Source organism: Janthinobacterium sp. AD80 (assembly GCF_002878455.1).
In the GTDB taxonomy this organism is placed as follows: domain Bacteria; phylum Pseudomonadota; class Gammaproteobacteria; order Burkholderiales; family Burkholderiaceae_D; genus Janthinobacterium.
Genome location: NZ_NRDQ01000014.1, coordinates 20,642 through 33,341, shown reverse-complemented (window position 1 = coordinate 33,341; position 12,700 = coordinate 20,642). Strand labels below are relative to the sequence as shown.

The 12,700-nt window shown below is 62.8% G+C and carries 10 protein-coding genes and 1 pseudogene; 4 read left to right on the top strand and 7 right to left on the bottom strand.

Going from position 1 to position 12,700, the window contains the following annotated elements:
* The 3 genes and pseudogenes from JaAD80_RS03280 to JaAD80_RS03270 all read right to left on the bottom strand — a co-directional run.
* Positions 1-373, bottom strand: a pseudogene (locus JaAD80_RS03280) (hypothetical protein); the annotation flags it as partial.
* Positions 374-479: 106 nt separating this feature from the next.
* Complete coding sequence (gene czcI, locus JaAD80_RS03275) at positions 480-854, bottom strand: cation efflux protein, CzcI family (protein ID WP_102292856.1); 375 nt, start codon at positions 852-854, stop codon at positions 480-482.
* Between the two features lie 42 nt (positions 855-896).
* Positions 897-2,444: a C13 family peptidase gene (locus tag JaAD80_RS03270; protein ID WP_102292855.1), complete on the bottom strand. Its 1,548-nt coding sequence runs from the start codon at positions 2,442-2,444 to the stop codon at positions 897-899.
* A gap of 183 nt (positions 2,445-2,627) precedes the next feature.
* Here JaAD80_RS03270 and JaAD80_RS03265 point away from each other — a divergent pair, with 183 nt between their 5' ends.
* Positions 2,628-4,571: a GAF domain-containing sensor histidine kinase gene (locus JaAD80_RS03265; protein ID WP_102292854.1), complete on the top strand. Its 1,944-nt coding sequence runs from the start codon at positions 2,628-2,630 to the stop codon at positions 4,569-4,571.
* A 270-nt stretch (positions 4,572-4,841) separates the two neighbouring features.
* Here the strand turns inward: JaAD80_RS03265 and JaAD80_RS03260 are convergent, their stop codons facing one another.
* On the bottom strand, positions 4,842-6,347 hold the full coding sequence (locus JaAD80_RS03260) for a response regulator (protein WP_102292853.1): 1,506 nt from the start codon (positions 6,345-6,347) through the stop codon (positions 4,842-4,844).
* A gap of 438 nt (positions 6,348-6,785) precedes the next feature.
* On the opposite strand from JaAD80_RS03260, the gene JaAD80_RS03255 reads away from it, so the two are divergent.
* Together JaAD80_RS03255 and JaAD80_RS03250 are read left to right on the top strand one after the other, a co-directional pair.
* Positions 6,786-7,301 carry a DUF3016 domain-containing protein gene (locus JaAD80_RS03255; protein ID WP_102292859.1) on the top strand — a complete coding sequence of 172 codons (516 nt, stop codon included), beginning with the start codon at positions 6,786-6,788 and terminating at the stop codon, positions 7,299-7,301.
* Between the two features lie 232 nt (positions 7,302-7,533).
* Positions 7,534-8,073, top strand: coding sequence for a DUF3016 domain-containing protein (locus JaAD80_RS03250; protein WP_102292858.1), 540 nt, complete (start codon positions 7,534-7,536; stop codon positions 8,071-8,073).
* 40 nt (positions 8,074-8,113) lie between these two features.
* On the opposite strand, the gene JaAD80_RS03245 is transcribed toward JaAD80_RS03250, so the two are convergent.
* The 3 genes from JaAD80_RS03245 to JaAD80_RS03235 form a co-directional block, all read right to left on the bottom strand.
* Positions 8,114-8,899: an ABC transporter substrate-binding protein gene (locus JaAD80_RS03245; protein WP_102292852.1), complete on the bottom strand. Its 786-nt coding sequence runs from the start codon at positions 8,897-8,899 to the stop codon at positions 8,114-8,116.
* A 60-nt stretch (positions 8,900-8,959) separates the two neighbouring features.
* A complete protein-coding gene (locus JaAD80_RS03240; protein ID WP_099401379.1) occupies positions 8,960-9,403 on the bottom strand; it encodes a thioesterase family protein in 444 nt (147 codons plus the stop codon).
* A 129-nt stretch (positions 9,404-9,532) separates the two neighbouring features.
* Positions 9,533-10,984: a sorbosone dehydrogenase family protein gene (locus tag JaAD80_RS03235; RefSeq protein ID WP_102292851.1), complete on the bottom strand. Its 1,452-nt coding sequence runs from the start codon at positions 10,982-10,984 to the stop codon at positions 9,533-9,535.
* Positions 10,985-11,268: 284 nt separating this feature from the next.
* Here JaAD80_RS03235 and JaAD80_RS03230 point away from each other — a divergent pair, with 284 nt between their 5' ends.
* Positions 11,269-12,375: an S-(hydroxymethyl)glutathione dehydrogenase/class III alcohol dehydrogenase gene (locus tag JaAD80_RS03230; protein WP_035824324.1), complete on the top strand. Its 1,107-nt coding sequence runs from the start codon at positions 11,269-11,271 to the stop codon at positions 12,373-12,375.
* The last annotated feature ends 325 nt before the right edge of the window (positions 12,376-12,700 follow it).

Below are 12,700 nucleotides of genomic sequence, written 5' to 3'. Positions count from 1 at the left end.
CCGCCTGCTGCTGGGCCAGGCCCGCTTGCGCCACGTCTTCGCCGCGCTGGGCGGCGGCCGTGCGTGCGCCGCGCTTGCCGCCCAGCTCGATTAATTGATTGAGCTGCACGGTGGTGCTGCGCGTGGCGCGGCGCGTATCTTCCAGCACCGTTTGCAGTTCCGGATTGGGCAAGGCGCGCGCCTGCTGCAGGGCGCCGCCCTGGGCCGCCAGTTCATGGCGGGCGGCCGACAGGGTGGCGTTGCCGTTTTCGGCGAGCAGCAGGGCCGCTGGCAGGGTCAGGGGACCCGCGGCTTCCTGTGTCGCCTGGGCATGGACGACGTTGCCGGCCAGCAGGCAGGCGGAGAGCAAGAACAGATAGATGGATCGGTACATCGAATTCTCCAAAAGCATGGAAAAGAATTCGACGGGACGCGCAGGCTAGCGCCCGGGTTGATCAGGCGCGTGTATTGCGATCAGTGGAATGAAACGTCCCGTCGGCCTAGGTGGCCGACGACCAGTCAGGGCGCTTGGGAACGTCCGGGATGTGCGAAGCGTAAAAGAAGGGGGAGGTGTCGGCGTTGACGGACGCCGTATCGAACACGGGCAGGCTGGAGCCGGCCGGCAGCCATGCATGGCCGATGCCATGGCAGACGTTGCAGTCGCTGTGCGGCTGGCCTTTTTTCTGCTGGTCCGCCACTTTTTTGTCGCCGGCAGGCTGTTTATCCGCATCTGCCTCGGCCTTGTGCTGGTGGCTGTGGTGGCCCAAGTGCTGCGCCGCCTTGCCTTCTTCATGCAGGCAATACGCGCTCGCCGCGGCCCAGGACATCTGGAGCGGAAGCACGAACAGCAGGAAAATGAGGAGGAATCGGCGCATCGTGACGGCTATTGTACAGAACAAAGAAAGGCCGCGCTGCGCTTAGCGCGGCTGTGCGCGCCAGGCCGCCAGTTGCGCGGCGATGGCCTTGCCCTGGAACAGCTGCGGCTCGGAATGCTCTTCCGCCTCCATGCCGCCAGCGCTAAAGTCGGCCGCCTCGCGCGCCCGCACCAGCACCTTGGCCTGCTCAAAGGCTTCGGCAAAGCCGGCGCTTCTGGGCAGCGCTTCCTTGAAGTACGCTTCGCTGAAATACGTAAAATCGTTCTGGTCGTCGCAGCCGAACGAGGTGCGGTCGCTGCGCGCGGCCGTGATGATGAGGGTGTTGTCATCTTTTAATGGCGCGATGAAGCCGCCCGCATAGCAGGCGGACACGACGATGACTTTCCAGCGGATGCCGCTGTGCTTGAGCATGCCCGCCAGCTCTTGCGCGGGCAGGCTGTGCAGGTCCATGCCGTTTTGCGCCAGCGCCAGTTCGTGCTCGGGTGAACCATGGCTGGTGAGGAACAGGAACAGGATGTCGTTCTGCTTGTCCATCTTCGCGCCCAGGGCGTCGAGGCTGGCGCGGATGCTGGTGCGCGTGGCCATCGGCTGCTGCGCCACCGTGTTGCGGCTGTTGACGAGCATCAAAGAACGGCCCGTGGTGCCATAGTCGCGGTCGAACTGGCGCTGCACGAAGGCCGTTTCGCGGTGAAATACTTCCTGTGCGCCGTCGCCTGCCACGCCCAGCAGGTAGAGATTGATTTTCTTTGCCTGGTCGCGCGCCGCGATGCGCGCCAATGCCCCTTCCAGCAGGCTGCGCTGGTTGTACAGGGCCACTTCGATGTTGTCGCGCGTGAGCTTGTCCAGGGCCGGGTCGTCCAGCTGGCCTTCCGTCCAGTTGCCGCTGTCTTCGCGCCGGCCGTCCGCCTGCGCCACGGCATAGCGCAGCACGCCCTTGCCATCGAACTGGCCATTCTTGAAGCCGCCCCGGTATTCATCGCCGTCGGCCGTGCGCAGCACGCCTTCACCCTCGAATTTCCAGTCTTTCAGTTCGCCTTCGTAGTGAATGCCGTCGCTGGTGACGACTTTCGACTTGCCCAGCACTTGCCCCTGGACGAACTGGCCTTCGAAGACGGTGCCATCGGTATCGGTCAGCTTGCCGGCGCCGTGCGGGCGCCAGTTCTTGAAGTGGCCTTCGAAGGTGGCGCCATCGGCGCCCTGGAAGCGGCCTTCGCCGTCGAAGCTGCCCTTGACGAAACTGCCCACGTACAGCTCGCCCTTGGGCGAGGTATAGCGGCCCTGGCCATCGAAGGCGCCCTGGCGGAAGGCGCCCGTGTATTCCACGCCCGAGGCCTGGCGCAGCCGGCCCTGGCCGGAAAACACGCCGCGCGCGAAGCCTCCTTCGTAAAATGCGCCGCTCGCATATTCCAGGCGGCCCTGGCCATGCATCTTGCCCTCGACCAGGGGGCCGAAGTAGCGCCCGCCATCGGCCGTCTCCGCCGCCGGCGCCTTGGCTGGCGCGGCGCACAGCGGCGGCATGCCCAGCGCGGCAAACGCCAGCAGGCCGGCGAGGGTGTAGGGACGAAGGGAAGCGCGTAGCGTGGCGGTCATGAGGACGATCTGGTCTGTAGGGAGGGCCTAGTCTGCCACTGTATCGCCAAGGTGGCAAATACTGGTGTGGCGTGTGTTGCCATGCCTCAAGGCAAGATTCTGCTTTTTTAGCCGTGCCAAGGCAGGACTGAACTGATAATATTGATTTTCAGAACATATCTCTCGGAAGGTAGCCGTCAAGCCATGGAAAGTCGTCTCAGCCGCCTGGAAGCCGTGCAAACCGTGTTGCTGGAAATCGGCCAGCGCGCCAGTACCTGCAGCGATATCAGCGAATTCCTGCAAGCCGTGCACGCGGCGCTGGGTCGCATCATGTATGCGGCCAATTTTTATGTGGCGCTGAGCGACCGCGACGACGGTCTGGTGCGTTTTCCGTATTTTGTCGATGAATTCGACGCTGCGCCCGAGGCCGGCGTGGGCGTGCGCCTGGCCAGTGCCGCGCAGTCGCCCACGGCCTGGGTCATCGTCAACGGCAAGCAGCTGGTGATGACGGCCGACGACGACGCCATGCGCGCCATCGGCGGCGGGGCGTGGGGCGGCGGCACGGCGGCCGAGCACTGGATCGGCTGCCCGCTGCTGGACCAGCAGCACCAGGTGCTGGGCGCCATCGTCATCCAGAGCTACGACGCGGAGCACCGTTTCAGCCTGGAAGACCAGGCCCTGTTCGCGCTGATCGCCACGCATGTGTCGAGCGCGCTGCAGGGCATGCAAAGCATGGACCGGCTGGAAAAGGCGGTACAGGAGCGCACGGCCCTGCTGGCCCACGAGGTGGCCGAGCGGCGCCGCGCGGAAAACCTGCAGCATGCGCTGTATGAAATCGCCAACCTGTCGGCGCAGGTGTCCGATGCGACGACTCTGTATGCGCGCCTGCACGCCATCATCAGCGAACTGGTGACGGCGAAAAATTTCCTCATCGCCCTGTACCACCGCGACAACAAGGACATCACGATTCCGTACTTTGTCGATGAAAAGGATGCGCAGGCGCCCGTGAAACGCTTTCACTATGGCATCGGCATGAGTTCGTATGTGCTGGCGCGCCGCCAGGCCTGCCTGCTCGATGCGCAAAGCTATGCGGCGCTGGTGGCCAGCGGCGAGATGGAAGAGCCGCTGGGCAATACCGGCATCGCCAGCTGGATGGGCGCGCCGATGCTGCTGGGCGACCGGAAGTATGGCGTGATCATCGTGCAAAGCTATGACGAGTCCGTCGTGTATGGCCAGGCGGAACTGGACGTGCTGGCCTTCATGGCCAGCCACGTGGCCGTGGCGATGGCGCGCATCCAGGCTGACGGCGCCATGCGCCGCGCCAAGGAAACGCTGGAAGAACAGAACGCGGCCCTGAACAGCGCCTTGAGCAAGCTGCAGGAAGCGCAGTCGGAACTGGTGCGCCAGGAAAAACTGGCCTCGCTGGGCCGCCTGGTGGCGGGCGTGGCGCATGAAATCAACACGCCGCTGGGCATTTGCGTGACGGCCACCAGCCACCTGGTGCAGGAACTGAAACTCACGCGCGAAGACCTGGCGGCCGGCCAGCTCGATGAAGACGGCTTGCAGCAGTTCTTCGACATCATCGACCAGACGCTGCGCATCATGACGACGAACACCCAGCGCGCCGCGGCGCTGGTGCGCAGCTTCAAGCAGGTGGCCGTCGACCAGTCGTCGGACGAATTGCGCAGTTTTAACTTGCGCAAATACCTGGATGAAGTCCTGCTGTCGCTGCAGCCCAAGCTGAAAGGCAAGCAGGTCAAGGTGGAGATCGACTGCGCGCCGGAGGTGCAGCTGCGCAGCTATCCGGGCGCCGTCTCGCAGATTGTCACCAACATGGTGGTCAATTCACTGGTGCACGGCTTTGCCGAAGGCGAGCCGGGCAAAATCAAGATCGGCGCGCGCACGGCCGGCGAGATGCTGGAACTCGATTACAGCGACGATGGCATGGGCATGGACAGCGCCACCCTGGGCCAGCTGTTCGACCCCTTCTTTACCACCAAGCGCGGCTCTGGCGGCAGCGGCCTGGGCGCACATATCCTGTACAACCTGGTGACGGGGCCGCTGGGCGGCACGGTGAAAGTGGTCAGTGCGCCGGGCATGGGATTGCACTACAAGATACGCTTTCCGCTGGAGCCGAAGAGCGCTTGACAACTTGACAACTTGAATGCTTGAAAACGGCGGGCCGGAGACCCCGACCTGAGAAAATGCCGATGGCGGCGTTGCAGCTCCTTGCCGTACTGGCGTACTGTCTGCGTCGCTGCGCCTTGCCCTCGACATTTTTCAGGCCCGCTTGGCCCGGAATGCCCGTGTTGGGGGCCTGGGCCGCCGCGTGTTTTGCTGGTAGCCGCGAAGCCACGTAGGTCGGATTAGCCACGTAGGTCGGATTAGCGCGCAAGCGCGTAATCCGACGTATGTTGGCTAATCGGGGAAGCGCTTGTTCAAGGCCAGCGCCTCGTCCAGGTTGGCGATCAGCAATTCCACATACTGCGGGTCGAGGTGGCTGCCACTCACTTCGCGCAGGTAGCTGACGACGCGCTCCAGCGGCCAGGCGTCCTTGTAGCAGCGCTTGTGCATGAGGGCGTCGAAGACGTCGGCGACGGCGGCGATGCGTGCATATTTGTGGATGTTTTCGCCCACCAAACCCTGCGGATAGCCGCTGCCGTCGTATTTTTCATGGTGCTGGTGGGCGATCACGGCTGCCGCCTTGAGCAGCGGGCGCTGCGAACCGTCGAGGATGGACATGCCCACCGTCGGATGCTGCTTCATGATTTCCCATTCCGCCGCGTCGAGCTTGCCCGGTTTCAGCAGCACGGCGTCGGGTGTGGAAATCTTGCCGATGTCATGCATGGGCGCCGCGTGGCGCAGCACCATGGTTTCGTCTTCCGACATGCCGGACGCCTGCGCCAGCAGCTGGCACACTTCGGCCATGCGGCGCACGTGGTTGCCGCCTTCATGCGAGCGCGATTCGACCACGTCGCCCAGGCGCAGGATCAGCTCGGCCTGGGTATCGGTGATTTCCTGCGTCAGCAGGATGTTGTCGAAGGCGATGGCCACGCCGGAGCAGAACACTTCCAGCAATTGCGCATCGAGGTCGGAAATTTCTTCCACGCCTTTCAAGACCAGCAGGGAGGCTTTGCCGCTGCTGTTGGGAAAATAGCCGACATAGGTGTCGCCGTGCAGGCGCGAGATCTTGTTGCTTTTCGCATGGTCCAGCTGCGACAGCAGGGAAGGGCTGAGCATGCCGTCGTCCGTGTCGCCGATTTGCGCAAGGATTTCGTAATCCTGTTCGCCCGTGATGGCGCTGGCGCCGCGCAGGCGCAGCAGCATGCTCGTTTCCAGGCGCAGCAGGGCGACCACTTGCTGCAGCAGGCCGCTGGCGAAGTCGCGCAGGTTGCGCTGCTTGAAAATGTGCGCCGAAGCGGCGATGACGCGCTCCAGGCCTTCGCGGTAATGCAGCTGGGCCAGGCGCGCTTCTTCCACCTTCATGATGTCGCGGTAGGCGCGCAGGGCGGCGAAGGTGGTGGTAAACAGCTTGGTGCGGTCGAGTTCGGTCTTTTCCTTGTAGTCGTTGATGTCATAGTTGACGATCACGCGCTCTTCCGGCGCCTGGCCCGGCTGGCCCGTGCGCAGCACGATGCGCGTAAACTGGTTGCCCAGGTCTTCGCGCATCCAGCGCGCCACTTCCAGGCCGCTGTCTTCGCGCTCCATCACCACGTCCAGGAAGACCAGGGCGATGCCGGACTCGCGCGCCAGCACCTGCTTGGCTTCGGCGCCGCTGTAGGCATGCACGAAGCTGAGGGCGCGGCCTTCCAGGCGGAAACGGCTGAGTGTCAGTTTGGTGATGTCATGGATGTCGGGTTCATCATCGACGAGCAGGACTTTCCAGGGAGGTAACTTGGGCGATGCTGAAGACAAAAATGACATAGGGGCAAGTTCCGCTAAAAGGCATAACTGACGCAATGCTGAGACGCCTGCACGAGGAAAATCCCGCGTGCTGCTACCGGCGCTGCGCGTTTTTCGGGCGCATTTTGTCGATTGTAGACTGACAGCTAAGTATTAACAACAAGCAAGAATAATTGACTAGTTTCATGCAACAAGCATGTCGGAAAGATACTTTAAATTGACGCAAACGCTACTATCTATACTTTATCGCTTAGGCAACTATATTTTCAAGACAATACTTTGTTTTTATTAATATTGCCAACGAATCTGCAAAAATCTGCGCTGGCGGGCCGTTCCCTTGTTTTTGGGAAAGAAAAGTAACAAGGTATGAATTTCGCTTCCCAAGCCGGTGCTTGCCGTTATATTGAATGGATATAAGGGCGGCCCGTGCGCCAACCTTTTGACGAAAGGATGAGCATCATGCAAAAGAAGATGACGACGCGCGCCCTGGTGGCCGCGCTGGCCTTGCTGGCCACCAGTGCCGCCTGGGCCGATACCCAGGTACGCTACGAAAAACCCGAGCAATTTACGGACTTGCCGTTCAGCCAGCGTGAGCGTGAAGACGTGCTGAAGGACCTGAGCGCGCATTTCGAGAAGCTGGGCCAGTCGCTGCCCGCAGGACAAACCCTGAAAATCGATGTGACCGACATCGACCTGGCGGGACGCGAAGAGCCGCGCCTGCGCGGCGCCAGCGATCTGCGCGTGCTCAATGGCCGCGCCGACTGGCCGCGCATGCGCCTGCACTATGTGCTGGAGCAGGATGGCAAGGTCATCAGTAGCGGTGACGCATCGCTGTCCGACATGTCATACATGAGCCGTATCAACCGCTACACGGGCGACGCGCGCCTGCGCTATGAAAAGCAGATGATCGACGACTGGTTTGTCCAGACCTTCGGCGTGCCGGCCAAGCAGGCGCGCAAGGCCGCTGGCAAGTAAGCGGACACACAAGCCGGCAAACAAACCGGCAAACAGGCAGCCAAACAGGCAGCCAGGCAGACGCTGCCTGCGGGCATGCGCGGCGGCTGGCAAGAATCGCCGCGCTGCCTGTTTCCATGCGTGATGTATTGCGCTCCAGAAATTTTCACTTCACGTTATATTCAAAGCAGGCAGCGCAATGCATGGCATTGCGGCCACTGCCCGCCCGTGCGGCTTTCTGAAAGGGATGAATATGCGTATTTCCAAGGCAACCAGGACGTGGGTCGCGGCACTGGCGCTGCTGGCCAGCAGCAGCGCCTGGGCCGGTGTGCACGTCAACTTCAGCAAGCCCGACAATTATTCGGATATGCCCTTCAGTTCGCGCGACCGCGAGCAGATCCTGGCCGGCCTGGCCGAGCATTTCCAGTTGCTGGGCAAGGGCTTGCGTCCGGGCCAGGACTTGAAGATCGAGGTCACGGATGTCGACCTGGCCGGACGCGAAGACCCGATGCGCCGTGGCGCCATGGAAGTGCGCGTGATGGATGGGCGCACCGACTGGCCGCGCATGCGCCTGCGCTACCAGCTGGAACAGAACGGCAAGGTGATTGCCAGCGGCAACGCGGCCCTGTCCGACATGTCGTATCTGCAGCGCATCAATCGCTACTCGAGCAACGATGCCCTGCGCTATGAAAAAAAGATGATCGACGAGTGGTTTGAAGACACCTTCGGCATCAAGCCGCAAGGCCGCAGCAAGCCCGTGCTGACCTTGCAGCAGCCGGTGCACCGCCGCTAAGGCTGCGGAACCGGCCGGGGCCAGCCCGTCTGCTGCAGGCTCAGCGCAAATAGGTGTGTTCGATGCGCGCCAGTTCGCCGCTCTGGCGCAGAGCCAGCAAGGCGGCGTTCATCTTCTCGATGAAATCCGCCTTGTAGGCGGGCTGGCTGTGCGCGCTGTAGGCGATGTAGGTCGCTTCGGACGACAGTTCCAGCACTTCGTGCAGGCGGAAATGGTAGCGCGCCAGTTCGTCCTGCAGCAGCCTGGCCGTGTGGCGCGCGGCGGCGCGGTCGCTAGCGTAGCAATCGATGCGCCGCAGCGCCAGCTTCTTCAGATTGGCCTCGTTGCCCTTCGCCGCTTCCAGTTGCAACACGCCCTGGCGCGCCGGCGCCATCAGTTTTTCCGACAGCAGGAAGCCGGCATTGACGCCGATGCGCAAGCCGGCAAAGTCTTGCGGGAAATGTGCGCGCGGCGTACGCATCACTTCGTCATGGCAGAAAAGCACCACCGATTCGCGGTACAGCATGGCCGAATACGGCTGCACGTAGGGCCGCTCCGTCTTGCGTCCCGGCGGAAACAGGCCAAACACGCGGCCCTGCTCCAGCGCGGCGAGTCCCCGTTTCCACGGGCGTGGCTGCAGGACGAGGCGGTAGGCGGGCATCTGGCTGGCCGCCTCGCGCAGGATGTCGATATACATGCCCTTGAAGACGCCGTTTTCCACATAGCTGTAGGGCGCGTAGTCGTCGTCGCCATACAGGATCACCGTTTGCGGTGCGCCGAAGGCGGACGGCAGCACGCCCAGCAGCGCCAGGCTGAGGCACAGTCTTGCCCTTATCGGTGATCGCATGCCGCTCCAGAATCAATTATCTTCCTGGCAAGCATACAGCATGGCGGCATGCCGCTCCGCTTAATCGATCCAGTTGACTTGCGGGAATTTGCTGCCGAAATCTTCCGGCATGGGCACGACCTGGCTGCGCTTGTAGTTGAAAAACACAAAGCCGGACTTGGCCATGGCGATCAGGGTGTTGTCGCGCGGCCGCGTGATGCGGAAGGTGATGTCGCCGCCGTACTTGTTGAAATCCATGACGCCGACCTCGAACAGCAGCTGGTCGCGCGCATGGGCTTCGGCGCGGTAGGTGGTGGCCAGGTCGGTGACGATGATGCCGGTGCCGTCCGCTTCGATGTCGCGCACGCCATATTCGAACAGGAAGCGTGCGCGGGCTTCGGAAATCATGGAAATCATGGAATCGTTGCCGAGATGGTTGCCGGCATTGATGTCCGTCGTGCGTACCGTCAGTTGCGAGGAATAGCAGTACTGGTCTTCAGGAAATTCGAGTTTCAAACGGGCCATGGTGTTCTCTTGAGCTGGGGCGCAGGGCGCGGCGGAAAAAACCAATTCTAGCCGGTTCCCCGCGCCGCGTCGAAAAGCGCCGCCTCAGGCGTGCGCCGCAAGACTGCCTGCGCATCCTGATTTGCGCGCCTACTTGCGCACGATCCGGTACACCTTGCCCGTGCCGCTCAGCATGTACAGTTCGTTCTGGCTATCCTGGCCGAACGACAGGATATTGCCGACATTGCTGATATTCCAGTCCGTCACGGCCGAGGCGGCGCCATTGCTGTAGCTGAAACTCTTTAGCCAGCCGCTGCAGTAGTCGGAATACAGATAGTGGCCGGCCAGTTCCGGCAAGGCCGTGCCGCGGTACACATAGCCGCCCGTGATCGAGCAGCCGCCCGCGCTGTCGTGGCCGTACTCGACCACGGGCAGCACCAGCCCCGCCTGGCTGCAGCTGGCGCTGTTGTAGCACTGCGTGCCTTCCATGATGTTCCAGCCATAGTTGTTGCCCGCCTGGCCCACGGGGCGCACGTTGACCTCTTCCCGGTTGCCCTGGCCCACGTCGGCGAGGTACAGCAGCTGGGCCGGCACGTCGAAGGCGTAGCGCCACGGATTGCGCAAGCCATACGCCCAGATTTCACCGCGCGCGCCCGCCGTGCCGACAAATGGATTGCCGGATGGAATGACATACGGCTGGGCCACGGTGCTGGCGTTGACGTCCAGGCGCAGCAGTTTTCCCAGCAGCACGTTGGTGTTTTGCGCATTGCGGGGCGGATCGCCCGCGCTGCCGCCGTCGCCCGTGCCCGCATACAGGTAGCCGTCGGGGCCAAAGCTGAGCAGGCCGCCGTAGTGGTTGCTGAAGGTCGGGTGCGGGATCGTGATGATCGTCAATGCCGCCAGGGCATCGGCCACGTTGGCGTTGCCGGCTGACACTTGCCGCCGTTCGATGACGATATCGCCCGCCAGGTTGGTGTAATAAATGAAGAAATAGCCATTGCGCGCGTATTGCGGGTGGAAGGCCAGCGACAGCAGCCCCCGCTCGCCGCTGGTGGTGGTGAGCGTGCTGATATCGAGGAAGGGCGTGGCCAGCAAGTTGCCGTTTTGCACCACGCGGATGCGTCCTGCACGCTCGAGAATGAACAAGCGGCTGTCGCCCGCAGGCGCCGTCAGAAAAATGGGCGCATTCAGGCCCGTGGCCACTTCCTGCAGGGTCAGGGCCAGCGGCGCGCCGGCCGCATAGCTGACCATGGCGCTGGCCGTCGCGCCGGCATTGACCTGCACTTGCTGCGTCGCCGGCGTGGGCGCCAGGCTGCCCGTGCCTTGCAGCACGCTGGCGGCGCTGACGGTATAGGCGCCGGGCGCCAGGCCCGCCAGGGTGCTTGAGGCCGTCAACGCCTTGCTGTAGGAAGCCGGTCCCGTCACCGTGACGGCGGCGGCCACGCCTGCCGGCAAGCCGCCGATGGTGACAAGCAAGCTGCCGCTGGCGGGAGCGGGTACGGGATCATCGTCGCCGCCGCCGCATGCGGCCAGCAGGCCCAGGCAGCAAGCCAGCAGCAGGGCCATCCAGGTGCGGGGAAGTGGGCGAAGTAGCTTGCGCATGTCAGACTCCTGCGGGAAGGACAACGATGGCGGGGCGGGGTGCATCGATAGAACTGTCGTATGCCAAGAATGCGCGTATTGACACTGGCAAGATTGAGCTGGCGCAAGCGCACATCGCATGCCCGCCAGCATACGCCGCGTGCGCGCCGCTACCGTGCGTTGTAGCACGCAGCGGCGCCATCGGACAAATGCGCCGCGTTTTCAGACAAGCGCGCGGCCATCCGCACCGTCGCGCCCGCAGGCGCCCGATAATGGCGCATCTGAAACCGAGCAGGAAGAATACGATGAAAACCAAAGCCGCGATTGCATGGAAGGCGGGCGCCCCGCTGACGATAGAAGAAGTCGACCTGGCCGGCCCGCGCGCCGGCGAAGTGCTGGTCGAGCTGAAAGCCACGGGCATTTGCCATACCGATTACTACACCCTGTCCGGCGCCGATCCGGAAGGCATCTTCCCCGCCATCCTCGGCCATGAAGGCGCCGGCGTCGTCGTCGACGTCGGTCCGGGCGTGACGACCCTGAAAAAGGATGACCACGTCATCCCCCTGTACACGCCGGAATGCCGCCAGTGCAAATTCTGCCTGTCGCAAAAGACGAATCTGTGCCAGGCCATCCGCTCGACCCAGGGCCGCGGCCTGATGCCGGACGCGACGTCGCGCTTTTCCCTGAACGGCCAGCCGCTGTTCCACTACATGGGCACCTCGACCTTTTCCAACTACATCGTCGTGCCGGAAATTGCCCTGGCGAAGATCCGCGAAGACGCGCCATTCGATAAAGTCTGCTACATCGGCTGCGGCGTGACGACGGGCGTGGGCGCCGTGCTGTTCTCGGCCAAGGTCGAAGCGGGCGCCAACGTGGCCGTGTTCGGCCTGGGCGGCATCGGCCTGAACGTGATCCAGGCGGCGAAGATGGTGGGCGCCGATAAAATCATCGGCATCGACATCAACCCGGCGCGTCAGGCGATTGCCCGGAAGTTCGGCATGACGCACTTTATCAATCCGAACGAGGTGGAAAACGTCGTCGACGCCATCGTGCAGCTGACGGACGGCGGCGCCGACTACAGTTTCGAATGCGTCGGCAACACCACCCTGATGCGCCAGGCGCTTGAGTGCACGCACAAGGGCTGGGGGAAATCGTTCATCATCGGCGTGGCGGCGGCGGGCCAGGAAATTTCCACGCGTCCGTTCCAGCTGGTGACGGGACGCGAATGGCGCGGTTCGGCCTTCGGCGGCGCGCGCGGCCGCACGGATGTGCCGAAGATCGTCGACTGGTATATGGAAGGCAAGCTCAACATTGATGACCTGATCACGCACCGCTTGCCGCTGGAACGCATCAACGAAGGCTTCGACCTGATGAAGAGCGGCGAATCGATCCGTTCGGTCGTGCTGTATTAATCGTGCGGTATTAATCGTATTGTATTAATCGTGCTGTATTAAGCCACGCTCCTGATCTGAATACGCCGTATCCCGGCGTGCTGCGGAGGCCCTGGGCCTCCGTTTTTTTTGAATCCCGGCATTTTCCATTCATCGCGGCTATGCGCCGTTCATTCCGCCATTGAGGCGATTCGTCGCATGGCGCTGGAGCGTTGGGTGCGTCGGCGCTACAGTCAAACCTCGCCGTACCACGGCGAGTTTCACGGGGGGACTCCGCCCCCCGTTTTTTTTGCCTGCCTTTCCTGTCTTTTCCTGCGTGTCCCTCCATTTCCACTCATCGTGCCAA

What these genes read in the sequence shown, in the direction of transcription:
- czcI (WP_102292856.1), bottom strand. Translation starts at nt 854, where the DNA reads ATGCGCCGATTCCTCCTCATTTTCCTGCTGTTCGTGCTTCCGCTCCAG.
- JaAD80_RS03270 (WP_102292855.1), bottom strand. Translation starts at nt 2,444, where the DNA reads ATGACCGCCACGCTACGCGCTTCCCTTCGTCCCTACACCCTCGCCGGC.
- JaAD80_RS03265 (WP_102292854.1), top strand. Translation starts at nt 2,628, where the DNA reads ATGGAAAGTCGTCTCAGCCGCCTGGAAGCCGTGCAAACCGTGTTGCTG.
- JaAD80_RS03260 (WP_102292853.1), bottom strand. Translation starts at nt 6,347, where the DNA reads ATGTCATTTTTGTCTTCAGCATCGCCCAAGTTACCTCCCTGGAAAGTC.
- JaAD80_RS03255 (WP_102292859.1), top strand. Translation starts at nt 6,786, where the DNA reads ATGCAAAAGAAGATGACGACGCGCGCCCTGGTGGCCGCGCTGGCCTTG.
- JaAD80_RS03250 (WP_102292858.1), top strand. Translation starts at nt 7,534, where the DNA reads ATGCGTATTTCCAAGGCAACCAGGACGTGGGTCGCGGCACTGGCGCTG.
- JaAD80_RS03245 (WP_102292852.1), bottom strand. Translation starts at nt 8,899, where the DNA reads ATGCGATCACCGATAAGGGCAAGACTGTGCCTCAGCCTGGCGCTGCTG.
- JaAD80_RS03240 (WP_099401379.1), bottom strand. Translation starts at nt 9,403, where the DNA reads ATGGCCCGTTTGAAACTCGAATTTCCTGAAGACCAGTACTGCTATTCC.
- JaAD80_RS03235 (WP_102292851.1), bottom strand. Translation starts at nt 10,984, where the DNA reads ATGCGCAAGCTACTTCGCCCACTTCCCCGCACCTGGATGGCCCTGCTG.
- JaAD80_RS03230 (WP_035824324.1), top strand. Translation starts at nt 11,269, where the DNA reads ATGAAAACCAAAGCCGCGATTGCATGGAAGGCGGGCGCCCCGCTGACG.